The sequence below is a fragment of the Methylomonas defluvii genome (genome assembly GCF_033949435.1).
Classification (GTDB): Bacteria; Pseudomonadota; Gammaproteobacteria; order Methylococcales; family Methylomonadaceae; genus Methylomonas; species Methylomonas defluvii.
This window is the reverse complement of sequence record NZ_JAXARY010000033.1, coordinates 1-23,569: the sequence shown is the minus strand read 5'-3', so window position 1 is coordinate 23,569 and position 23,569 is coordinate 1. Positions and strand designations below refer to the sequence as shown.

Annotated in this window: 23 protein-coding genes; 6 read left to right on the top strand and 17 right to left on the bottom strand. The window is 54.8% G+C overall.

Annotated elements, in window-relative coordinates; genetic code table 11:
- Window positions 1-36: 36 nt before the first annotated feature.
- The 5 genes from QLH52_RS22985 to nikR all read right to left on the bottom strand — a co-directional run bounded on the left by QLH52_RS22985 (window position 37) and on the right by nikR (window position 5,999).
- Window positions 37-576 (bottom strand): hypothetical protein, encoded by a 540-nt coding sequence (locus tag QLH52_RS22985; protein WP_319963096.1) that lies wholly within the window; start codon window positions 574-576, stop codon window positions 37-39.
- Between the two features lie 15 nt (window positions 577-591).
- Entirely contained in the window at window positions 592-1,701 is a 1,110-nt protein-coding gene (locus QLH52_RS22980) for a HupE/UreJ family protein (protein ID WP_319963095.1), read from the bottom strand.
- A 10-nt stretch (window positions 1,702-1,711) separates the two neighbouring features.
- The gene (locus QLH52_RS22975) at window positions 1,712-3,928 is read right to left on the bottom strand and encodes a TonB-dependent receptor (RefSeq protein WP_319963094.1); all 2,217 of its coding nucleotides are present in this window, start codon (window positions 3,926-3,928) and stop codon (window positions 1,712-1,714) included.
- A 1-nt stretch (window position 3,929) separates the two neighbouring features.
- Window positions 3,930-5,366 (bottom strand): HupE/UreJ family protein, encoded by a 1,437-nt coding sequence (locus QLH52_RS22970; protein WP_319963093.1) that lies wholly within the window; start codon window positions 5,364-5,366, stop codon window positions 3,930-3,932.
- A 165-nt stretch (window positions 5,367-5,531) separates the two neighbouring features.
- Complete coding sequence (nikR, locus tag QLH52_RS22965) at window positions 5,532-5,999, bottom strand: nickel-responsive transcriptional regulator NikR (protein ID WP_171696129.1); 468 nt, start codon at window positions 5,997-5,999, stop codon at window positions 5,532-5,534.
- A gap of 128 nt (window positions 6,000-6,127) precedes the next feature.
- Here nikR and QLH52_RS22960 point away from each other — a divergent pair, with 128 nt between their 5' ends.
- The 5 genes from QLH52_RS22960 to QLH52_RS22940 all read left to right on the top strand — a co-directional run bounded on the left by QLH52_RS22960 (window position 6,128) and on the right by QLH52_RS22940 (window position 8,785).
- Window positions 6,128-6,706: a hypothetical protein gene (locus tag QLH52_RS22960; protein ID WP_319963092.1), complete on the top strand. Its 579-nt coding sequence runs from the start codon at window positions 6,128-6,130 to the stop codon at window positions 6,704-6,706.
- Window positions 6,707-6,717: 11 nt separating this feature from the next.
- A complete protein-coding gene (locus QLH52_RS22955) occupies window positions 6,718-7,137 on the top strand; it encodes a hypothetical protein (protein WP_319963091.1) in 420 nt (139 codons plus the stop codon).
- A 9-nt stretch (window positions 7,138-7,146) separates the two neighbouring features.
- Entirely contained in the window at window positions 7,147-7,536 is a 390-nt protein-coding gene (locus tag QLH52_RS22950) for a copper resistance CopC family protein (RefSeq protein WP_171696132.1), read from the top strand.
- Window positions 7,533-8,159, top strand: a complete 627-nt coding sequence (locus QLH52_RS22945) for a hypothetical protein (RefSeq protein ID WP_319963090.1) — start codon at window positions 7,533-7,535, stop codon at window positions 8,157-8,159. Before QLH52_RS22950 ends, QLH52_RS22945 begins: the two co-directional genes overlap by 4 nt.
- Before the next feature lie 275 nt (window positions 8,160-8,434).
- Complete coding sequence (locus tag QLH52_RS22940) at window positions 8,435-8,785, top strand: hypothetical protein (RefSeq protein ID WP_319963089.1); 351 nt, start codon at window positions 8,435-8,437, stop codon at window positions 8,783-8,785.
- Between the two features lie 267 nt (window positions 8,786-9,052).
- Here the strand turns inward: QLH52_RS22940 and QLH52_RS22935 are convergent, their stop codons facing one another.
- From QLH52_RS22935 to QLH52_RS22890, 10 genes are all read right to left on the bottom strand, one after another.
- Complete coding sequence (locus QLH52_RS22935; RefSeq protein ID WP_319963088.1) at window positions 9,053-9,421, bottom strand: hypothetical protein; 369 nt, start codon at window positions 9,419-9,421, stop codon at window positions 9,053-9,055.
- Between the two features lie 123 nt (window positions 9,422-9,544).
- Window positions 9,545-10,096, bottom strand: coding sequence for a HupE/UreJ family protein (locus QLH52_RS22930; protein ID WP_319963087.1), 552 nt, complete (start codon window positions 10,094-10,096; stop codon window positions 9,545-9,547).
- Window positions 10,097-10,214: 118 nt separating this feature from the next.
- The gene (locus QLH52_RS22925) at window positions 10,215-12,494 is read right to left on the bottom strand and encodes a TonB-dependent receptor family protein (RefSeq protein ID WP_319963086.1); all 2,280 of its coding nucleotides are present in this window, start codon (window positions 12,492-12,494) and stop codon (window positions 10,215-10,217) included.
- Window positions 12,495-12,625: 131 nt separating this feature from the next.
- A complete protein-coding gene (locus QLH52_RS22920; protein ID WP_319963085.1) occupies window positions 12,626-13,948 on the bottom strand; it encodes a sensor histidine kinase in 1,323 nt (440 codons plus the stop codon).
- Complete coding sequence (locus QLH52_RS22915; protein ID WP_319963084.1) at window positions 13,948-14,613, bottom strand: response regulator transcription factor; 666 nt, start codon at window positions 14,611-14,613, stop codon at window positions 13,948-13,950. The genes QLH52_RS22920 and QLH52_RS22915 overlap by 1 nt, the downstream gene beginning before the upstream one ends.
- Window positions 14,614-14,624: 11 nt before the next feature.
- Window positions 14,625-15,014: a hypothetical protein gene (locus QLH52_RS22910; protein ID WP_051669741.1), complete on the bottom strand. Its 390-nt coding sequence runs from the start codon at window positions 15,012-15,014 to the stop codon at window positions 14,625-14,627.
- 339 nt (window positions 15,015-15,353) lie between these two features.
- Window positions 15,354-16,364, bottom strand: coding sequence for a class II fructose-bisphosphate aldolase (gene fba / locus QLH52_RS22905; RefSeq protein ID WP_319963083.1), 1,011 nt, complete (start codon window positions 16,362-16,364; stop codon window positions 15,354-15,356).
- A 74-nt stretch (window positions 16,365-16,438) separates the two neighbouring features.
- Window positions 16,439-17,863 (bottom strand): sigma-54-dependent transcriptional regulator, encoded by a 1,425-nt coding sequence (locus tag QLH52_RS22900; RefSeq protein ID WP_319963082.1) that lies wholly within the window; start codon window positions 17,861-17,863, stop codon window positions 16,439-16,441.
- Window positions 17,853-19,922, bottom strand: coding sequence for a DAHL domain-containing protein (locus QLH52_RS22895; protein WP_319963081.1), 2,070 nt, complete (start codon window positions 19,920-19,922; stop codon window positions 17,853-17,855). The genes QLH52_RS22900 and QLH52_RS22895 overlap by 11 nt, the downstream gene beginning before the upstream one ends.
- Window positions 19,919-20,884, bottom strand: a complete 966-nt coding sequence (locus QLH52_RS22890; protein WP_319963080.1) for a cytochrome-c peroxidase — start codon at window positions 20,882-20,884, stop codon at window positions 19,919-19,921. The genes QLH52_RS22895 and QLH52_RS22890 overlap by 4 nt, the downstream gene beginning before the upstream one ends.
- A 434-nt stretch (window positions 20,885-21,318) precedes the next feature.
- Between QLH52_RS22890 and QLH52_RS22885 the strand changes: the two genes are divergently transcribed.
- On the top strand, window positions 21,319-22,161 hold the full coding sequence (locus tag QLH52_RS22885) for a PEP-CTERM sorting domain-containing protein (protein ID WP_319963079.1): 843 nt from the start codon (window positions 21,319-21,321) through the stop codon (window positions 22,159-22,161).
- 142 nt (window positions 22,162-22,303) lie between these two features.
- Here QLH52_RS22885 and QLH52_RS22880 read toward each other — a convergent pair whose 3' ends face one another.
- Window positions 22,304-22,522 carry a hypothetical protein gene (locus QLH52_RS22880; RefSeq protein WP_319963078.1) on the bottom strand — a complete coding sequence of 73 codons (219 nt, stop codon included), beginning with the start codon at window positions 22,520-22,522 and terminating at the stop codon, window positions 22,304-22,306.
- A 520-nt stretch (window positions 22,523-23,042) separates the two neighbouring features.
- Window positions 23,043-23,189 (bottom strand): restriction endonuclease subunit S domain-containing protein, encoded by a 147-nt coding sequence (locus QLH52_RS22875; RefSeq protein ID WP_319963077.1) that lies wholly within the window; start codon window positions 23,187-23,189, stop codon window positions 23,043-23,045.
- Window positions 23,190-23,569 lie beyond the last annotated feature (380 nt).

Sequence of the window (23,569 nt, the reverse complement as noted above, 5' to 3'; positions counted from 1 at the left end):
TTAATGCTTTTTTATAGTTATGTGTTTATTAAAATTTTATCGGGACCGCTTCGCTCTCTCCGGTTCAAGCGATTTATGACGCAGATCGACATAGTTACCGCCCACCCATTGCCAAAAGGTGGCGGCCGCTTCCGGGCTGGTGCTCAGCAATTTAACGGCGATGGCGCCATTGCTGCTGATGTCGGTGATTTGCGCGTCTATATCAATCGTGGCTTGGTTATTCACAACGCGCCTGTCGGTATCGAAACGAAAACTAACCGACTCACCGACTTTGAATAGCAAATCGTTCTTCAAGCCGCCCAAAAATTTCAGCCTATATTCCGCTACCGATTGATAAGGCAGAACGAACTCGGCATGCCATCGAAACGGCGGACACTGGATGGGACCGCTACCTTTAGGAAAATGCACGGTATAACCGTCATCGACTTTGGCCTTGACCACGCCTTTGGTGTAAATTTCACGGCAGTTGGTTAAAACCGCGTCGCCCGGTTCAAAGTGATATTTGCCTGCGGCCAATGCTGGCGACTGGATCAGAACCAGCAGCCATCCCAGATAAAAAAACCTTGTCCTTTTCATGTCGTATTCCTTTTGTTATTGGAGAACGGTGCGCTCCAGCAACCAAAAAACCCCCATCAAACTGACCGCAATCGAACCGGCTTTCAAAAACTTCTCGGCTGTCTCTATCTTATTATTCAGCCACCAGATCATCGGCAACACGATAGCTGCGACGGCGATTTGCCCGGTTTCTATACCCAAGTTGAACGACAATAAAGGCAACAAGATCCCGGTATCGCCGGAAGAAATATCCATTTCCTGTAACACCCCGGCAAACCCGAAACCGTGGATCAAACCAAATCCGAAAGTCAGCCAATGCCGCCCTTTGGGATGGTCGCCGCGGATGATGTTTTCCACACCCACGTAGATAATCGTCGCGGCAATAAACGGCTCGACGAAACTACTCGGCAGTTCAATCAGATTAAGTCCGGCGCAAGCCAGCGTAATGGAATGGGCGACGGTAAAGAACGTGATGATTTTCAAGGCCGGCCAAAAGCTGTGAGTGACCGCTAATAGCGCGAACAAAAACAGCAAATGATCGTAACCGGTGAGGATGTGCTCGATACCCAGCTTAAAAAAATCGCCGAACGCCGCAAACGGAGCTTGGGGGGACTCCGCGACCGCGGCGTTGGCGATTGGTAAACTGATTTGATCGTCGTGTTTGCCCAGCATTTTTTCGCTGAGCGCTTTGCCGTTAGCGTCCCTGACCGTCAAATACTGCTGATGGCCGTCGGGCAGCAAAGCCAAAAACTTCGACTGCACCAACAAAGCGGTTTGCACAGCTCCCGCATAGTGCAGTTCCACCCGCGCATTATTTTGATCGTCGAAACTGACCTGTCCTGGTTCGCTGGGCAGAGCATCATGGCTATCGATATTCACGCGCAGTTGCTCGGCCAATAGTTTGGCAATAGCCGGCTTGGCCGCTTCGCGCTCGGCTTCGGTCACCTCCGCGTCCAAATCGGCATCCATCGGCGTAAAGGCTTCGATGTCTTGTAAGGCAAAGGTCACCTTGGCATCGAGTTGCGCGGGTTTGATCGTTACATCCAGCGAACTTAGACCGGGTGGATGCGCATAAACCCCAGCGGATTGCAGCGTTAACAACACTGCAATCAAGCTGATAGCCCAGTGGGTTGAAGCAAATTTCATCAGGCTATCCTTAAAAATTGACCGTGATGGTGCCACGCACCATACGTGGCTCGACCGGATGTTTCATCAAGCCAGCGCCGGAGACACCGTTTGGATAGTTATATTCATAGTTGTAGGCAATATCGTTGCTTTGCGAACCCAGAATATTGAAGATGTCGACCTCGAATTTGTATTGCTTTTGCTTATAGCCCGCGCCCAAGTTGGCGATGTTGGTATCGCCGGCCCAAACCGCGCCGGATTCATCCAGCGGCACGCTGCCGAAGTGCCGAAAACGCAAGGTGCCGAACAGGCCGTTGGGGGCTTCGATCAGGGCACCGGCACTAATGACCCGGCCCACGGAATTGGGGATGTACTTATTGGTCGCACCATCCGGGGCTTTGTTGAATTGTGCCGTGGTCAACGCATAGTCGGCATCCAGCGTCAGCCATTCGGTGGGTTTGTAGTAGTTGGTAAACTCGATACCGTAGCGTTGCGATTTACCATTCACTTCGGTCGTTCCGGCATCGCCGACGAACACCAGCTCCTCACTGGATTGCAACCACCACAAGGCAAAGGTGCTGTTCAAGCCGGGAATGATATTGGTACGCGCGCCCACTTCGCCGCCGCGCGACCAGGCGGCCGGACGTATGCGCGGACTAACCGTATTGCCATCGGGGTCAAACTCGGTGCCGGTGACCGGATGCACTTGCAGCGTGGTGCCGCGCGCATCGTTGGAGTGATAGCCGTAACCGATATTCGCGAAGTATTCGGTGTTGTACCAGGGGCCGACCACCAGACTCAGTTTCGGACTGATCATGGCTTTGCCGCGACTGCCGGAGTTGGCGGCGTTGGTCTCGGCCGTGCCACTGCCGCTGGCCAGCACTTCGACGTCATTATTAATAAAATCGCCGCGCAAACCGGCGATAGTGCGGACTTTATCGTGCCAATGGGTAGTATTTTTGAAATAAGTACCCACGGTGGTCACACCAACATTGCTCTTGCTGACGGTATTGACGATCTGCCGGGCTGTGGTTTCGTATAGACCCAAGTCCATGATCTGGTCGTTGCGAAATTGGAGACCAATGCTGTTGTCCATTTCAAACCCGAACAGCTTGTTATAGCGGGTGTGTTCGAAATGACCGCCAGTTTGCACGCGGCGCTCGGTTTGCAAAATCTGGTCACCGCCGTCGCCGCGGGTAAAACCGCTGAAGTTGGAAAACAAATTCAAATCGGTATAGACCGCATAGATATTAGCGTCGTTTTTCCAGTTGCCGCCCTGGTTCCAGAAGCTGGCCGAAGCGCTATAACGATTGCTCTCGCCGCCGTCAGTCGGGTCCATGCTGCCGTACAGACCGATGGCACCGCTATCAATGGCCGCCTGCGGAATCTGGTTGGTGGCGGTCCAGCTATTGGTGTAAGCCTTGCCGTTAATCGCCATGCCCCAATCCCCGCGATCCAGCGTGTAACGCAACTGGCCGTTGAATTTTTTCGAATCTTCCGGCACTTCCCAGACGCCGTTGTAGAGATTGAATTCGCCGGCATACAGCAAATCGCCATCGCCGAGCTTGTTGGAATTGGCCACCAGCGTTCGGTAGTAATCAAACGAACCGGCGGTGAATTTGGCAATGCCTTTATCCAACTTGTCCATACTGAACATTTTGGCGTAACCGGCCGCCGAAAAGTCCCCCACTTCCGCGTAATACGGGCCCTTGCCGTATTCCACTTTTTTCACCAACTCGGGAATGATGCTGTTGATGTCCATATAACCTTGGCCGTGGGCGTGGGTAGTCATGTTCATCGGGATGCCGTCGACATAAGTCGTGAAATCGGTACCGTGATCCAGGTTAAAGCCGCGCAGGAAGTATTGGTTGGCCTTGCCGGAGCCGCTATGCTGGGTGGCGATGGCGCCGGGTACCACTTCGACCAACTCGCCATTACGCGAGAACGGCCGGTACTCAAATTGCTTCTGGCTGACTTCGCCTTGCGAGGCCGACGGTGCAATGCCGATCAGGTTTTTGCCGCGGCCGTCTTCTTCCACTTGCACCGCTTCCAGTTCTTCGGACTTTTCCGCCTTTTTCGCGGTTTTGGCTTTCTTTGTGCTCTGTTGCGAGGTCTCTTGCGCCGTTTGTTCGACAGATTCAGCGTCGGCATTAGGTGCGGCGTTCAGATCCGCACAGGCCAGACCTAAAATAATTTCCAGGCCGATGACCAGGTGCTTCTTTTTGAAATAGGTATTGCAGGATTTCATCTCAGCTCCGGGAGGTATTTAGTAAAGGCGATGGGTGACGCGGAGCGCCGGCAGGGTGTTGCATAAGGTCTTCCTCGATGTAAGTTATTGTTTTAGTTGTTATTGTTTTGGGGGTATTGCCTGGACCGAAATCGGTCGAATTTTCTAAACCGCGCGCCATGAGCCGTTGAACGCCGACAGCGCGAGAATGAAACGGGAGGAATAAACGTGCCGCGCAAAGCGCTGGCTTGGGGAGCAAAAACTGCTTGCTGGAAACCGCAGCCGCTAAAGCGTTCGGCAGTAACTCGTTAAATGATTGGGTAGTAAAATCGCCGAGGAGAGTGCTGGCGAAAGTCGGTTGAAGACGGGGCGCTTCAACTGTGGAAACCGGGGACTTGCGAAGAGTGAGAGTGGTGTTTAGAACAAAGACATTCGGATAGGCAGGCGGCGATGTGCGACCGACGCCACTGCTGCGCAATTGCGTACCCGGCGTATGATTAATGTCTGGAAACAATTGCCTGAAGTGTAAGTTGCCCAGTGCTGCCAGACCATCGAAATCGACGATAGCCTTGAATAGCACCGACAGATTCTGCAGATAAGCGCTCAATGAAGCACTAAGCCCGAGGGTTTGACCGTCCGTAGCGCAAGCCTTTGTCGCCGAATATCCGGCCGGACTACCCAATGCTTGACCGCCCGAAACCGCATCATCCAGCCCCATCGCAGCTACTTGCCGCTCACAAACAGACCGCTCGGCCAACGCTTCGGTATTGAATAAGTCCGTCCAGTTGTTCAACGCTGTTGAACTGGTATTCTGATTTAGCGTTGTAATGTTGCCGGTGTCGCTGACCATGGTGTCAGCGGCTCTGGCCATCGCCGATTGCGAGAATAACAAAGTCAGCAAACAGGTAGCGGTCAATACCACCAATTTAGCTACCAATATCCCGGCACCGTGCAGCAACAGCGTCGCCAGCATAAAGCCCAGTGTGTAAGACAACAAACTAGCCGATGTGGAAATTTCCTGGCCGTGGGCAAAGCCGTGGAAAAACGCGAAAAAGGCGACGATAAAGACGTTGAGCTTGGCGCTGAAACGAATCTTGCGGGTAATCAGCACGGCAAATACCGCGCAGGACAATAGGATGATGCCTTCGACGCTCGGAATCGTCAGCCCTGCCGCGCCGGCCAATCCGCCCAAGCTCATCACGCCGACAAAAGCCAACGGCAACATCCAGATCGCTTGACCGCGTAATTGCGCGGCCCAGATCCCCACCGCCAACATGGTCAGCAGGTGATCCCAGCCCCCCAAGGGATGACTAAAGCCATTATTCCAACCGATATTATCCAAACCGCCAGAAATATTGAGCAACGGAAACATCAACCCAAACGCCAAAGCCAGGCACGACGCGAGCCATAAACGGCTGCGGGCTGACTCTGTTAGCTTGGTTTGAAACTGAAATTGCATGAGATTTATCTGGGTTTATCGGTCTTAAAGCTCGATCTATGCGCCATGTAGGACAAAACGGAAAACCATCATACGATAGAAGTCACATTTTTTAAAATTATGAAGATTTAACAAAATATCTTATTATCTTCGCCAATAAACTGCTCGTGCCGCTAACTTGGGCCTTCAAGTACGCGGATGAAAGTGGCTGTGAGCATGATCGTGGTGACCATGCTGGTGATGCGACATTGCCATTTTCACCGGCACCAAATTTAGCGATGCGTGGCGCACACCGGTTTCGGCGGACATTTTGTCTGCCAGCGACCGGATTCGTTGAGTCATGCCGCGCAGGAACAAAGTTTCCATGCAGTCGTCGTGATCGAGATGCACATGCATGGACGACACGACCAGGTCGTGGGCGTCGTGTTGCAGGCTGGTTAGGCGTTCGGCTAAATTGCGTTCGTGATGATTGTAGACATAGGACAGCGTGGCGATGCTGTAGATGGCCTCATCCTTGCTGAGACGCTTGGTTTCGATTTCCTTGCGCAATAAATCGCGTACGGCTTCGGAACGATTGGAGTAGCCGCGCGCTGCAATCCATTGATCGAATTCGGCGGCCAAATCGTCGTTGAGAGAGATGGTAAAACGTTCCAAAGTCGGCTCCTGTCGTTATTGTTATGGGATCGCCGATTATAACGCAAAGCCCTGATTCGCTGGCGTTTACGCCGATATAGATACCCGCCGCACTGCCGGCGCGATTAAAACAACAAGAGGCATTTTTCATGTCCACCGGACATTACATACACGACAACTTCAGCAAACTCGTCATTCGCAGCCAAGTCGGTATTGCCTTAACACTGCTGTTGATATTAACGGCGTCAGACTTTTGGTATCCGAGCGAGTATAGCCTGAAGGCCGGCGTGCATGGCGTGAGCGCTATCCTCGCTGTCGTGGTCGGCACCTATCTTACCCATCGCGCCATTCCGTTGATAAAAGGCATGCAAGTCAGACTTGAATCGTTGCGCCATTGGCTGCTGGCCGCCACCCTGCTAAATCTGGCCGGCGCGATTAGCGGCAACTGGATTTATATGCGCTACCGCGGTCAAGACGGCCCGCGCGACTGGATACTGGCTCATGTGCCAGCAATTCATAACGTGCTGATGGAATTCAAGGAATTCGTCTCGCTGTTCCCATTTCCGCTGATGCTATTGGCAACCGCGACACTGTACTACTACGGCCTATCGATCCAAATGCGCCGCGACCTGACCCGCTTCGTCGGCATCACAATCCTGGTGTCATGGAGTTTTCTGATGATCGGCTTCGTGGTTGGCTTGGTACTGGCCAAACTGCGCTTTGTTTGACGGGGACCCGCGTGGTACATAATCAAAACCAAACTGATTCCAATAACCAGCCCCTCTATTCCGGGCCGGTGGTAGCGGCCAGCCTGGCCCTATTATTGGCATTTTTGACCTTGATGGTCAGCCACCATATTTCGCGATTGTCGCCCGGCCTGGACAAGTTAGTGCATAGCTTCGGCTACTGGATTCCAGGTTCGCAAGGCAAGGGGCCGGACGGCAGCATAGGCTCGTATACGGGCAAGGAAACCCTGGCTATCGGCGTCTGGTTATCGAGTTGGTTGGCATTTCATTTGCTCTGGCGCAAACAGGATTTGGATCTGACGACCTGGACCCGAGTTTTCGTCATTAGTCTGGCGGCGATAACCTTGGGCTTCTTTCACCCCTTATCCGACCCGCTGGTACTGTTCATCGCCGGCTTCTTCGGCCTGCCCTAAGGAAACTCCATGCGTAAGCTTTTAAATCCATTCATCCCGGTGTTGCTGGCATTGGCCAGCCCAATTAGCCTTGCCGAAGGCGTGCTGTTAAAGTCCGACCCCAAAAATAACGCCGAAGTGACCGGTTTCGACGGCACGGTGAAATTCTGGTTCAGTGGTAACGTCGGCGAGCGTTCACCTTCGGTCGTGGTTGTCGATGCGCAAGGCAAGCGGGTCGACAACGGCGATGCCCGCCTAGTCCTCGGCGAACGCCATCGGCTAACCGCCACCACCCAAACATTGCCGCCCGGCGCTTACGCCACCCGCTACCGGGTGATTACCGAAGACGGGCTAATCGTCAGCGGGGTTTCCAAATTTTCCATCGTCGCCGAATCGGCGCCCGGGGAGGCCAAACCATGATTCGTATTAGCCGACTTTCCGCTGCTTTATTGTTGTTCGCGACCGGCTTGCAACTGGCTATGGCATCGGTGCCGCTGGGCGGTAACCGCAAAGGCGCCAACGGCAGCTACGATCTGTACGGTTGCATGCTGACCAATGACTATTACGTGGTCAATTTTGCCGCCTACCAGATCGATCCTAATCGTGCCAAGGACGACAAATCCGTACCTCAGGCCGAATGCGTCGATCTGCCGCGCGTCGGCAAAACCCAGATTGCTATCGATTTGCTGGATCTGGATGTACGCAAGAAGCCGGTGGCATTGAAAATATTACGCGAAGACGGCCAATCCATCGCCGAATTACCCATGGCCGTGGTTAAGCAAGGCGTATTGACGACGACAGTGGATTTTAAAACGCCGGGTAAATACCAAGCTGTGCTGTTCGTCGAGGACAACGACTTGCATACGCCACCGGAGATCAGCGCGCTACACATGCCGCTGACCGTTGGCTTGCTTGTGGAACCAACGGCCACTAGCGGCAATAGCCTATGGATTGTGGTGGGGTTGCTGGGCGGATTGATAGCGCTGGCGGCCTATTTCGTGCCGCGCTGGCTAAAGCCCAATCCAGCTCATACACCGCGTTAACCCCGATTTCGTCGCTCCGGCCACAACGGGCCTGCCTGCCGTAACCACATGCTACGGGCCGAACGAAAAGATACCGGCGCGCCACCGTATGTCGCGGCCACCGGTAGTCAATAGCCTGCTTTCACTCTGTCTTGCAAAGGAACCCCCCTATGACATCGATCCGATTTAAATCAACCATACTGGCCGCTTGAGTATTATCGCTAACCGCCTGTGCCTCCCACCACCACCACGAAACGCAAGCCGACGCCGGTTTCGTGCCAGGCCTGGGTGAAATCATGGCGCAAACCGCCACCCGCCACGCCAAATTATGGTTTGCCGGTCAGGCCGAAAACTGGGCACTGGCGGCTTATGAAATCGACGAACTGCACGAAGGCATGGAAGATGCCGGTAAGTACCACCCCACGCATAAGCAGATCAAACAAGCGATTCCGGAATTGATCGCCCAATATGTCGACCAGCCACTCACAGCGCTGGAACAAGCGATAAACGCCAAAAACAAAGCTGAGTTTATTGCCAATTACGATAAGCTCACCGCTGGTTGCAACGCCTGCCACCAAGCCACCGAATTTGGCTTTAACGTGGTTCAACGCCCCAGTTTCAACCCCTTTGCCAACCAGGCTTTCTAACCAACAGTAAGAGCCAACTTCTGCCGTCATCGAAGTTGGCGCAATCGAATAACAGTGGGAGGTATCGGCGTTTTTGACGTTTATTTTCGTGCCTATCCCGTGCAAAACGACCCGTTATTTCTTGATCGCGCTATTTTTTCCGGCCTCTTAAATTGTCCACGCCGGCCCAGTCGGCAGCGACTTCCGGTATTTTTCTTCCGCGCAAAAAAAGGGCAGCCTAAGCTGCCCAAACTGCATACATGAAGTATTTGTGTTGTCAAAATGCCATTACTGGAATTTTGTCAGACCGGCAAAGCCTTCTCTGGCTTCTTTAAGTTCTTGTTCTGCCGCAGCAAAATCCGACTTTTTAGCCAATTCTCTGGCTTTTTTCAATTTCAAAACTACTTTGTCGCGTTCGAATTCGAATTTATAGTTGGCGCTAAGTTCGCTGGCGCTTTGTGACGCTTCCTTGATCAACGTGGCTATTTTTGTCGAATCAGCGGACGGAATCGCATCCAAAGCGGCTTGCATATGCGCATCCACTTCTTTCAACACCTCTGGCACGGTTTTGTGGACTTCCTTTGCGTATGTCACGCTGGAAAAGCCCAGAATCGAAACCAGCAGAGTTGATGCGATAAAAATTTTCTTAAATGTCATGTGTTTCCTCTTAGTTAAAATGAAATGTAACGGGTAAAGCAAATTGTCCTGATCTGAGATTAAACGCTACTGAGCGGGCGACTCCTGTGGTTGAAATTATTTTCGAGTGCTTGGCGTGGCTATTTATTGGGTCATCCGGCCGGCCAGCTTAGCCAGTGACATCAAGATACCCAGGTTTACGGCAACCCCGATTGCCAATAGACTTGAAGTCGCCAAAGCGAAGCCCGCCGTATAGCCCAGCGCTTCAACATCCAGCCAAATATCCAAAGCATGCACATAACCGTGAAACACCGCGACGCCTGTAATCAGCAGTAACGAAAAAACCCAATGCAATTTGCGTCCCGACGCCAACAGCAAACCCAAAACCAGCACGCTCGCATACATCAGCGTTTCAGCGTGGGCAATCTGCAACGGGATCAGGGTCAAACCGCCGCCCAGCAACAACATGCACAAGAACAATAACACCTGCCAAACAAACGATTTGCCGCTACCTGTCCGGCAAATCCACATGCCTACCGCGAGCATCGTCAAGATGTGATCGGAACTGGAAAAAGGATGGAGCAAACCGCTGCCAAAACCGACCGATTCTTCGGCCCAATGCAACGGGTGCGCCTGCACAGCTGACACAGACGCCAGCATTACAACTAAAAACCGTCGTAATAATTGTTGCGTCATGCTTCTGTCTCCGATAGCGGCAAGGTTGAGGAATTTTTATAGAAACGCCGCCATCGTAGCAGAAATAAGACGAATTAAAAATATTTCATAACCAAATTAAAATAAAAAACCCTGCCTCTCAAAACTCGTACTTAAACCCTGCCTGCACCAGACGCGGCATGCCGGACTGAATACCGCGCACCCGGTCGGTGATGTAGGTGTTGTCCAGCAGGTTTTTCAGCGACACGAACAGGGTCAAGTCCTTGCGCACCTTGTACGAGCTGGCGAAGTTGACCACCACGTAGTCGTTGATCTTGCCGTAGCTGCCGCCCAAAGCCGCGCTGCTGGTCGGGCCGTTGGGGTGATCGGCGCCGCTGTCCAGATTCAGAAAATCGGCGTATTGCTCGCTGACGAAGGCCGCTTCCAAGTGAGCATCGAAACCCATCGCATGCGAGTAGCCCAAGGTCGCGGTCAACAGGCTTTCCGGCGCATACGGCGCGCGCTTGCCGGGCGCGGAACCGAATACATTGCCGCCGGGGCAACTCGCCGGATAGGCGCCGCTGGACAGCGGCACGCAACGGAAGGCTTCGGTGGTCTCGGCGGTCGGCAACCACATGTAGGCAATCTGCGCATACGGGTTGTGAGTCCAGTTGAACACATCGCCGAAGTCGGCCCGCGCCATCAGTTCGATACCTTCGTACAAGGCCTTGCCTTGCGCGACCGGCACCGTGCCGCCGCCGACCGTGCCCAGTACGGTTAACGAATCGAAGTCGTTGTGGAAATAGGTCAGCTCGGTTTTGACGCCCCGCACCGGTCTGGCCCGGACGCCGAACTCGGTGTTCCAACTGATCTCCGCGCCGACTTCCGCCGAGCCGCCGGTATCGTTGTAAACCGCGTCCTCCACTCGGGGCGGCGCGAAACCGCGGTGAATGCCGAAAAACAGCTCGGCGCTATCGATGGGTGCATAAGTCATCGCGAACGACGGCAGGATTTCGGTCAGGCTGCTTTGGCCTTGCGCCCCGTTCAGCAGATTCTTGCGCTGATAACTGACCGATTCGACGCGCACGCCCGGCGTGAAGGTCCAATCGTTCCAGATGAATTTGTTCTGCACAAAACCGGAATAGGCATCGGCAAAGCGTTCGTTATTCTCGGTCAGTTGGCCGTAACTGCCGCCGTTGGGGTTACTCGCATCGCGTGCATCCGCCGTACTGCCGCGAATCATGCGCCGATACTGATTCTCGAAATGCGCCCGGAAACCCGCCTCCAACCGGCTTTCGATGCCGAACAGGTCGTGCTTGGCGTGCAAGGTCGGCGCCACGCCCCAGGTTTCGTAGTTGCGCAAACGGCCGGAGTTGTAATTACACAAATCCATATCGACCGGAATGCCGTTCTCCCGATCCTGCACATAAGTGGGGATGCCTCGGCTTACGCACTGGTTCTCGGTCGGAAATTCGTTTTGCTGCCGCCACCAGTTTCGCTCGTACGCCGACCAGTAAAAACTGGTTTCCAGCGTTACGTCGTTAGTAAAGCTGTGCTCGTAGGTGGCCGAGGTGGACCAGCGGTCGTTGGTAAAATTGGCGTTTTTGTCCGGATTGTAACGTGCGCCCAGTTTGCGGTATTCGGCATCGGTCAAACCGAAGGCCGCGCCTTGTTCGTCCTGGTGGTAGAAATCGCCGCGCAGAGTCAGGCGGTTGCGGGCGTCGAAATCGATAATGCTTTTTAAGTTGGCGTCGTCGACCACGGCAAAGGTATTGTCGCGGTTTTCCATGCCTTCCTTGTGGATGTAATCGACTACACCGCCGATGGCATCCAGGCCCTGGACGTTCTTGGCCATGCCACCGTAACGGGCGTGGCCGTTCAGGTAATCGCGGTTGCCACCGGTAAAGCTGACGAAACCGCCCGGCGTGGTCGGCACCTTGGGCGTCAAATAATTGATCGCACCGTTGATGGTCTGCGGGCCGAATTGAGTCAAATCGGCGCCCTTGTAAATCTCGATGCCGTCGTAGCGCTCGATCGGCGGATGGTAGTAGATGTCGTTGTCGCCGTAGGGCGCGAAGTTGAACGGGATGCCATCTTCCAGAAACAACACCTTGGTGGAGCGGAACGGGTTTTGGCCGCGAAAGGCGATATTCGGCCGCAGGCCAAAGCCTTCCTCGTCGCGCACATACACGCCGGGCGCCTTGCGCAAGGCTTCGTTGACGGTGAACACTTGATCGCGCTCCAACGTGTCTTTACTGATCACCGCGGTGGAACCGGAGAAGGTCGCGGCTTTCTCGACGCTTTCTTCGACTTCGACGCTAGTCAGCGTGTCGACGGCATTCTCGGCTGAAGGCGAATGGGCCTCGGGTTCGGCCGCCGCCACGCTCCCGGCCATCACACCCGCTAGCAAAGCCGGCAATAATCCATGTTGTTTGGGCATATGATTCACTTCGGATTGAATATTGATTAACAACGCATCCAAGCCCCGGCAGGCCGAAACTGAATACCGGGGCGCAATGTAACCAAGCCAACTGAATCGAAACTGAAAATCCCGGCGCTTTAAATCCGGTTTTAGCGATGCAACGGCAAACTCACCGTTACCAAAAAGCCGCCCAGAACCTTACTGCGGCCAAAATATATTGCGCCATGGTAGGTGTTGACGATGTCCGACACGATACCAAGACCCAGGCCATGGCCCTGCACCGACTCATCCAGGCGCCGGCCGCGTTGAGTCAGGTAGGCCAGATCTTCGTTTTGGCAACCGGGGCCGTCGTCGGCGACCCGAATCACCACCCCGCCTTCCAGCGCCAATTCGACATCAATCCGCTGCTTCGCCCATTTGCAGGCGTTATCCAGCAGGTTGCCTAGGACTTCCATCAAGTCCTCCCGGTCGAAATGCAGCAGTTGCTTGGGTGCGGTGACTTGAATGTCCAGCGGCTTGTCGGCGTAAATGGCGCGCAGGGTCTTTTTCAGGGCGATGATTTCGTTATGCGGGTTGAAAGCCGGCGCCGCCTGCTGGTCGCCGGCGATCCGCGCCCGTTTTAACTCGCGTTCGATGCAATGGCGGATGGCCTGGCTTTGCTCATCCAGGCGCGAACGCAGGTCCGGCCGGCCATCGAAATGCGGGTCTTCGCCGGTTCTTAGCAATAGCGCCATCGGCGATTTCAGCGCGTGCGCCAGATTGCCCATCGCGGTGCGCGATTGTTGCAAGCGGCGCGCCACCAATTCCAGCAAATGGTTGATTTCCTCGACCAGCGGTTGGACTTCGGCCGGCACCTCGCTGCCGATATGCTGCCTGCCGCCGCCGGCCACCTGCTCCAGTTCGGCGCGTACCGTGGCCAGCGGACTTAACGCGCGCTGGATGTCCCAGCGCAGCAAGCCGATGGCGCTGAACAATATCAGCAAGGTCAAACCCAAATAAGCCACGCGAATGGCGGTGATGTCGTGGTCGACCGCCGACAGGTCTTCGGCCACGCTGATGTTGATACGATGGCCGAAACGGACCGCGCCCAAGGTCAAGACCAACAGCGGCGTTTTCTCGGGCCCGGCCGCATGGTACAGCATCGATTGTTCCGGCCCGACGGCCTCGACCGCTAACGGAAAATCCAGCAAAGACGGCGACGGGTAGGCCTGGGCATCGACCTTGACTAAGTAATAGTGGCCGGATAGCCGGCGGTTGTAGACCGAACTGATATGGAAACTATTGAAAGCGACTTGGTCGGCGTCGCTGTAGGCCAGAGATTCCAGCAACGAATAGCCGTCGTCGGCCAGACGGTTGGCCATTTGCTTTTCGGCGGCGCTGCGGATGATCCAGTCGGCAGCGATCCAGTGCAGAATGAATATCGCCCCCAGCACCGCGATCAGGCCGCGGCCCAAGCGCTTGCGTAAGGACATCAAGGCTTGAGACCGAACAGATAGCCTTGGCCGCGCCGAGTATGAATCAAATCGGTGCCGACGATCTTGCGCAGACGTTTGACATAGACTTCCAGGACGTTGCTGTCGGGCTCGGCCGATTCGCTGTAGACGTGTTCGCCCAGCTGCGCCTTACTCAACACCTTGCCGACATTCAGCATGAAGTAGCGCAATAGCCTGAATTCGATAGCCGTCAGCGGTTGAGCTTCGCCGCCGTCAACCAGGGCGGTTTGTTCGTCTTCGTCCAGTTCGACGCCGAACAGCTTTAGTTTGGCTTGGTTGAAATGGTGCACCCGCTTCAACACCGCCTGCAAGCGGGCCAGCAATTCTTGGGGGTGGAAGGGCTTGCAGACATAGTCGTCGGCGCCGGCCTTGAAGCCGTCGACTTTTTCGTACCAGGCATCGCGGGCGGTCAAGACAATCACCGGCATGTGGTTGCCGGCGTCGCGCCAGCATTTCAGTACTTCCAGGCCGGCCAGCTTGGGCAAGCCCAAGTCGAGAATCGCAGCATCGTAGGGCTCGGTGGCACCCAGGAACTCGCCCTGCGCACCGTCGGTTGCGGTATCGACGACGTAGCCGGCGCCGCGCAAATCAGCCGCCAGCGGCAAAGCAAAGGCCGGATCGTCCTCGACCAGTAGCAGACGCATAAATGCGCGAGTTACATCGCGTGCATTTTGTAGTCGACGCGGGGGTAATCCTTTTTGTCGCGCGGATCGGCGCTATCGGCGGTTTCTTGAGCGTTGCGTTGTTGCGCAGACTTAGCAATCATCTGCTCCCAATTCTCGTAACGGGCATATTCCTTGTCGCCGGCCGCTTTACGCTTCGTAAAATTTTCCTTGCCCAGATCGATCAACTCTTTTGATGTCTTACCGTCAATGAGTTGCAAGAACTCATCGTTATTCTTGATTTGCTCGCGCAATAACCAATAGGAAACCTCAAACGGCATACGTTCGGCTTCCGGTAAATGTTCTTTGATGTAAAAAACCGACTTCTGCGCAGTCTGTAAACTCCGGGCATTGATCTGATTCGCCTTGCTGCAAGCACCCATCAAACATACAAGCGATGCAATTAACACAATAGCCAAAACTCTCACATTTCCTCCTAATGACTACGCTGTAGCCCGTTCTCGTTATCACGGATAAAAAATAAAGGACTCACTTTCGGACAAACCTAATCGGCCGTGAATTGTAGCATTATTAAGATAATTATTTTTTTAGTCTTACATCGAGTGAAAATAGCGGGGGTTAAGGCGGGATTTCTGTCGGAACTGCCCAGTCGGGCTTTACGGGATTGCCAACGACAAGCCCGCAGGATAGGTAAGCATGACGCTCAAGGGTCAGAAAATCATAGGCAACTTTGCGAAAAACCCGCTCGGCGTTTGCCTATCTCAACAATAGCTTTTCGCCATCCGGCTTAATGGCACCACTTTAATCTTGCCGGCATGTCCAGCCGAACCGAATGCTTCATAACGCGCCTGGCAAAGCGTCTGCATGGCGTCTCTGGCGGCTTGGTAAATCTTGCGGGCATCCAATTCCGCGGCATGTTCCGGTTGGGCGACAAAGCAGCGAATCGCGCCGGTGGACGCCATGCGCAAGTCGGTATCGATATTGACCTTGCGCACCCCGTATTTAATGCCTTCCACAATTTCCGCCACCGGCACACCATAGGTTTCTGCAATATCGCCGCCGTATGCGTTGATGACTTGCAGCCAGTCTTGCGGCACCGAACTGGAGCCGTGCATCACAAAATGCATATTCGGCAGACGCTGTTGCAAGGTTTTTAAGCGGCTGATCACCAGCACCTCACCTGTCGGCGGCTTGCTGAATTTATACGCGCCATGACTGGTGCCTATGGCCACCGCCAAGGCATCGATTTGGGTTTGTTCGACAAATTCCAGCGCCTCGTCGGGATCGGTCAGCAAGCGGCTGTGATCCGCATCCTGCTGATTTTCCAGCGAACCCAGGCAACCAATTTCCCCTTCCACCGACACGCCGCAGGCATGCGCCATGTTCACCACGCGGCGGGTCACCTCGACGTTATAGGCAAAAGACGCCGGCGTCTTCATGTCCTCCAGTAAAGAGCCATCCATCATCACCGAACTAAATCCCGATTGAATAGCTTGCGCGCAAATGTCCGGCGATGGCGCGTGATCGCGGTGCATCACCACCGGAATATGCGGATATTGCTCGACGGCGGCCAAGATCAAATGCCGCAGAAACACCTCGCCTGCATAGCGATTAGCCCCAGCCGAACCTTGCATGATCACCGGGCTGTCACAGGCATCCGCCGCCTGCATGATGGCCTGCACTTGCTCCATGTTGCTGATGTTGAAAGCCGGCACGGCAAAGCTGTGTTCGGCGGCATAATCCAAAAGTTGTCGTAATGATATTAAAGCCACGCTTGGCTCTCCTTGGCGTTGTTTTATTAAGTTTTATCGGCTGATACGCCGGCCCGGACAAGTAGTTCTTGGACTCAGAAGCTCTCCGCGTCGCGGCGAATCAGCCGCTTGTTTAAAGCCTGCCGGCTGATGCCCAGCAAACCCGCGGCGACACCTTGATTGCCTTGGGCGCGCTGTAAAGCCTCGCTGATCAGCGACTCCTCGGCTTCCTTCAGAGTCGGCAAGCGCTCCGGAAAACTGCCGGACGAGGCCGACATCCCGTCCATGACACTAGCATCGCCGGGCGTCGGCATTTGATCGGCAATGGCCTCCTTGAAACTCTGCAAGGACAGCACCGCGCCCTGGCTACGGGCGACCGCATCGAAGGCCATGCCTTCCAGCTCGCGGATATTGCCGGGGAACGGGTAATTATGCAACCACTGAAACAACGCCGGCGGTACGCTGGGTGCGGGCTTGCCCAGGCTGTCGGCGGCCTTCTCCACAAAATGCAGCGTCAGTTGCGGCAAGTCTTCCCGGCGTTCACGGAGCGGCGGCAGTTGGATATGATGGGTCCGCAAGCGAAAGTATAAATCCTTGCGAAAGGTGCCGAGTTCAACTTGCCGTCTGACGTCGCAATGGGTCGCCACAATGATGCGCGCCCTGCTCTGCCGGGGCCGATCCGCACCTATCGGATAAAACGAACCATCCTGCAATAAACGCAACAACTTGACTTGCGAAGCGATACTGAGGTCGCCGATTTCATCCAGAAACAACGTGCCATCGCCGGCACTGGCCAACAAACCGTCACGAGCGCGCTCGGCGCCGGTGAACGAGCCTTTGGCATGGCCGAACAGCGTATCGGAAAACAGCGTGTCGTCCAGGCCGGCGACGTTGACCGCCACCAAATCACCCGCGCGCCCGGACAGCCGATGCAAGGCGCGGGCAATCAGCTCCTTGCCCGCCCCGGTTTCGCCGGTAATCAACACCGGCTGCGGGGAGGCGGCGATGGCTTCGATATAGCGGAAGATGGCAAACATGGCCGGGCTTTGCGTGACGATCTCGGCAAACGCGCTGGGTTCATGCGGGCTGTTGGTGAGCATCCGTTCTTTCAGCGACAAAAATTCCGCGCGCAGCACCCGGCTTTCCACCGCCCGCCGCACCGCTGCCACCAGACAGCTTTGCTCCACCGGCTTGAGTAAATAATCGCTGGCGCCGCTGCGCATGCACTCTACAGCAATCTGCAAATCGTTGGTGGCGGTCATCATGATCACCGGAATTTCCGGATACTCGGCGGCGATCTGCTCCAATAAAGCCTTGCCGGACAGATAAGGCATGGTTAAATCCAGCACTATTACGCCGATGGGCCGGCTTGCCAGCAATGGCAATACCACCCGGCTGTCGTCCAGCGTCAGCACCTCGGCAAAGCCGGCACTACGCAATACCAGACTAGCGCTGTGCAGCAATTGCGCTTCGTCGTCCACCAACAAAATAGGCAGCTTGCCCAGGTCTTTACATTGCATGATTGTCTGCCATCGCCGGCCCCAGATTGACCTGAAAAATAACCCGTGCGCAGGTGCCTTGCCCCGGCGCGGATGAAAAACTTAAGCTACCACCCTGGGCGCGCAGCAATGAAGCGCTGATCGCCAAACCCAAACCGGTGCCGCCATTAGCCTGTTTCGTGGTAAAGAACGGGTCGCAGAGTTGCTCGATATGTTCGGCGGCGATACCGACACCTTCGTCTCGAACTTCCACACTTAACTGCCGGCCGTCATTCATTAGCTTGGTGGTAACGCTGACGGATTTCTCCGGATCCGGGAGTGCTTCCAGGGCATTGATCAATAGATTAACCAGCACCTGTTCCACTTGCTGCGGATTGCCGCGCAGCTCAGGCAAGCCCTCGGCCAAATCGGTTTTGAAGTGCCGGGTTTTTTGGTCTAGCAAATGCTTCAGTAAACCCGCCGCCCGCTCCACCACCTCGTTAATTGCAAAAGATACCGGAGCCTCGCTGCTGGGCGGGCGGGCATAGTTTTTCAATTCGGCAACTATGCGTTCGATGCGTTTGGCGCCATCCCTGACATCGCGGATCAACACCGCCGCACTATTGCGCATTTCGCTGTAAGGCAAGCCGCCCAAGGAAAACTCGCCGGCCGCTTGATAATGCTCTTCCAACACCTCCAGCGCATCGCTCCAAATATCGGCGAGCAAGCCGGAATTAAACAGAATCAGTTGATTGGGGTTATTGATTTCATGCGCGACGCCGGACACCAAAGTACCCAAGGCAGTCATTTTGTTGGCCTGAATCAGTTGCAACTCTTGCTGGCGAGCCACCTGTTCCAGTTGCTTGCGCACGCTAATGTCGCGGATGATCGCGGTCAAATAGCGCTCGGCGCCGCGCGTCCAACTGGATAGCGACAACTCAACTGGAAACACGCTGTTGTTCCGCCTTAACGCTTTCAATTCCCGCATTGGGCTACTAAGTCGATTTGCGCCTTGTACTTCCTGGATTTGTGCAAAAAAATCAGGCGCCGGGTTTGCCAGCAACTGCTGAAACGGCTGACCCAGCACCTGGTCTGCCGGAAAGCCAAACATCAGCTGTGCGCCCTGGTTCCAGGACACGATATTGCCTTGCATGTCCACGGAGACAATCGCTTCATGCGCCGAGTCGGTGATGGCGCGCAGCCGGGCTTCGCTTTCCCGCAACCAGGATTCGGCTTGCAAGCGCTCGTTGGTTTCTTGTTGCAAATTGGCGTGGGCCTTTCGTAACGCCAGCGTATTCGCCCTGAGCAGGACAAATTGATACAGCAAATACGCCAGCAGGACGACCGCGACTAAATACAACGCCAAACGATAGGCTTCGGCTTGTTGCTCCACGCTGCCGCTGTACTGGCGCAGGGCTTGTTGCAAATCATCGACTCGGCTGACGATAGGCTGAGCGATGATCTGCCGCAGCAGCGTATCCACCTTCGGCGACACCTCGATAATCAGCCGGCCGTGGGCGATCAGCACCCGATAGTCATCCGACTGCGCGGCCAATCCGGCCAGCCGATCAAGCTCCTGCTGAATTTCCACGGCCAATTCCGGCTGCGGGCTGTCCATGAAACTAAACATCAAGCGCCATAAATTGCCCAGCTTGACGGCATCACCGGGCTTCGCAGCAGCGCGCAAGGTTTTACCGATTTCGTCGAAGGACATCACCGAATTACGCAACAAGGCATTATCGGATTTTAAGTATTCGATCTGCCCCAAGCGTTCCTGCACGGTTGCGGTTAGCTGGTCCGCTAAATTGCCCAGCGATTGCTCCGCCGCCTCCACCGCTTGCAATTCGGTTTGCAAACTCTGCGACAAACGCAGCAACTCCTGGCCAGCTTGGGTCAGTGCATCGTAGTTGGCCAGCAGGCCGGCGCGGGCCAGCAAAATATCGCGCATCAGTTCCGCATCGCGTAGTTCGATGATGCGCAGCGTGGTTTGCAGGCGGTTACGCCGTTCCAGTTCCGGGCTGGCGCTTTGTAGCCAGAGATAGGTCAAGGCCAGTAACAGACCGGCGACGATCAGCCTGGGCCGCCAGGAAATCGCGATCATGGCTTGGCTGCTTGGCTAGCAACCAAAGCCTTGCCGGCGTATTCCCCGGTCAATGTCTTTAGAAATTTAACGATAGCATCGCGCTGCTTCGCCGCCAGCCGCTTGCCCAATTGATGCTCGGCCATCGTATCCACCGCCGCTTCCAGCGTGGCGGCGCGGCCGTCGTGAAAATAGGGCGCGGTCACAGCGACATTACGCAAGCTTGGCACCCGAAACACGCCGCGGTCTCTGTCGTTGCCGGTGACGCTGTAGCGGCCCTCGTCCACTGGCTCTTGCGGCCCTTGCGGTGCACCGAATACCCCGAACTTCTGAAATAGATTGCCGCCGATATTGACGCCCTGATGGCAGGCCACGCAGCCCAAGGCCTTGAACAAATGAAAGCCTTCCTGTTCGTCAGCGTCAAGCGCCGCGGTTTCACCACTTAGAAAACGGTCGAAGCGGGCATTGGGCGTGACTAAACTGCGCTCAAAATGGCTCAAGGCGTCGACCACATTGGCTTTGGTCAATCCGTCCGGGTAGATTCGGCTAAACGCATCGACATAATCCGGCACCGCGCGCAAACGCTCGATCAACTCCGGCCATTTGGCGTTCATGATTTTCGGGTTCAGCATGACTTTTTCGGTGTGGGCCTCCAGCGTGGTGACTACCCCATCCCAATTAAAAAAGTAGTTGAACGACACATTGAACAAACTGGGAGTATTGCGCAGCCGCGACACCCCGTCCGCCGCTGCGGCGCGGACCTTGCCATCCATGCCGCCGCTGTCCAGCGGATGACAACTGGCGCAAGAGCGCTGGCCTTGGTCGGAGAGTTTGGGATCGTGAAATAAGCGTTGGCCCAACACCACGCGCGGGGCATCTAAAGCCACCGTGAGCGGCAAGGGCGCCAGCGGTTCCGGGGTTTGCGCCCGCGCGGCCATCGTTAAGGCCATCCCCATGCCAGCCGCTAAAAAAAGCCCAAACATACTTTTTTGCGTCATGTTTACGTGTGTCAAAGCGTGGTTTACGAATCCGGTCTTCATTCTATCCTCGATTGAAATCGCGGTAAGCCTAAATTTCACGCTGGATCAACGGCTTTTTGCTGCGGCCATCGCGCTACATTTAAGCCTTCCGTTAACCCACCCTGAGACAAAAGTTGCTGAATAAGCCACTCTGTCAACCGCCCTCCGCCGCTGATTGACCGGCATCGCAGCGCTTTCCAGCACCTTTGCTGCAACTTTCGTCGCACCCACCCGCCGGCACAAACAAGGAAAAACCAAATCCTAACTAAATGATTTTAAACATATATTTATAAAAAACTTTCTTGGCACGCTACTTGCATTGTTAGAGACAGAAGCTGCCAGCAGTTTCTTTATCCGAGACCAATTCTCAGCACTTTAACCCTTTTAGGAGTACCGACATGCAAAGCAAATTAATCCCTCTTTTGGCCGTTTCCACCTTATTCGCCGCCAACGCCGACGCCGCAGCCTTCTCGTTCAGCACCGGCGGCCCGGATTACCGAATCGCCACTGGCGCGCAAGCCGGCGGCACCAGCCGGGAAATAGAATCAGCGGACGACTTTGTGTTAACGCAACATACCCAGCTAAACCAAGCCACGTTCACCGGTTTGCTCGCCAACGGCGCCACCCTGAGTGACATCGCCAATGTGAATGTGGAAATCTACCGGGTATTTGGTAAGGATTCCGTAAATCCGCCCTCCGGCCGCGTCCCCACCCGCGTCAACTCGCCTTCGGATGTGGCGTTTTTGGGCCGCGAGTCGGCTGACAACTCCTTGAGCTACAGCGTCACATTACTAAACAGCAACGCCTTGGCCGGCAACTCGGTAATCAACGGCATTCATCCGCTGCCCAACCAAACCACCGGCGGCGAAGGCGCCGTTTCCGGGCAGGAAGTCAGATTTGACATTAATTTTAACAACGCCATCTCCTTGGCGGCCGACCATTACTTTTTCGTGCCGCAGGTGGAATTGAAAAACGGCAATTTCCTCTGGTTGTCGGCTGCTAAACCGATAGTCGGTGGCAGCGGCCCGTTCACGCCGGATTTGCAATCCTGGATACGCGACGGCAACCTGGACCCGGATTGGCTGAGAATCGGCACCGACATCGTCGGCGGCACCACCTTTAACCAAGCCTTCTCGGTATCCGGCGTTGCCGCGGTACCGCTGCCGGCAGCCACCTGGCTGTTTCTAAGCGGCATCCTGGGCGTCATGGGCTTGGGTAAACGCAAAACAGCCGGCGCGTAACTCTTCCCTCCTACCTGCCATGCCGTTAGCATGCAAAATGTTGGCGGCATGGGCTTTTTCTCTAGGAAACTAACTCAGCCTTTATTTGCTGTGCACCACGTAAAAAAGCCGGCACGGGGTCGGCTCTTCTAAGCTTAAGCGCTTACTGCGCGAAAAAGCCGATTTCAGCGGGTGGCAACGGCTGCGGGTTTAAACTGACCGTGGATAGCTTGCTGACCGCGCCACTAAACAAGTCGGGCAGCGGACCGGGTTTTGGCCCTTTCCAAAAACCGGGGTAAGGCGTTCCGCACCAACCGCCGGCTACCTGTTGCAGTTCTTCCGCATTCAGAACCCTAAAATTTTGATTTATTTGCGTGTTCATTTGACTGGCTCCTTTGAAATATCAATAAATCCCACCGAAAAAAGGTGGTTCCAAACCGCGACTTGAACCGATCCGTGTTTAAACGAAGCGTTCATCCACCTACCGTTTTGGGCACACCCATTCAAATCGCTGATGCTCTTGGCCAGCGCCTCCCTTTGCCGGCCGGAGCCAAAAAGCAATGCCTATTGCAATCTGACCGGCGGCGACCATTGATCGGTCGGGTCGCAAACCCTTGCTATTTGCCGGCATAAGCACTTTACAAGCCGCCAGCCCTTACATCTGTGGCAAATTACCGGCAGCCGGACGCAATAATCCACAGCATCAGCAATGACGCGCCTTTAGGTTTTGTTGGGGAATACGGCATGGTTCATGAGCAGCGCGCCGGGTGTCTTGTACACCGGCCACATCGGCTCCGCCCAGCACAGGCCGGCTCAGCGGACGATATAGCGACGGCCCATGGGTATAAACGCTCTGAAAAATGATTGAAGGCGGCTTTGCTGTTCAAGCTTTGAGCAAAACATCATGACATCATGGCCCGCTCAACCATCCCATCCGCCAGCTTTTGCTGTAATTGATTAGCGGCGGCGAGGCGGGACTTTAGTTGGTCGCAGAGGGCCATCAGTTCTTCGACTTTGGCGACGATGCGGTGTTGTTCGGAAACACTCAATAGCGGAATTATTAGCGAAGAAATATGCCCTTGGTTTACCGTCTTCTGCCCTGCTGTGGTAACGAATAAATCTTTTATTCGATCTCGAACTAACTGCGATGATCCAAACAAGACGAAGAAACTTAGGGACTAAGATATTTTGTGAAACTCTCATGCGAATAAAGTGATCTCAATAAATACCATCATATTTCTGCTCACACACAATAAATCCACCTACCAAATCAGCACTTCCGTTTACCCGTACTACCAGAATGTCACCCTTAGGATTCCGCCAAAAATAACTTCCTGAAATTAGTTGGTTTGAGGAATAGCCCGATAGTTCCAGCGCGGTAGATGTTCGTCGAAAACGATCCGCATGTTTTCAATGAAATCTGCAGCGC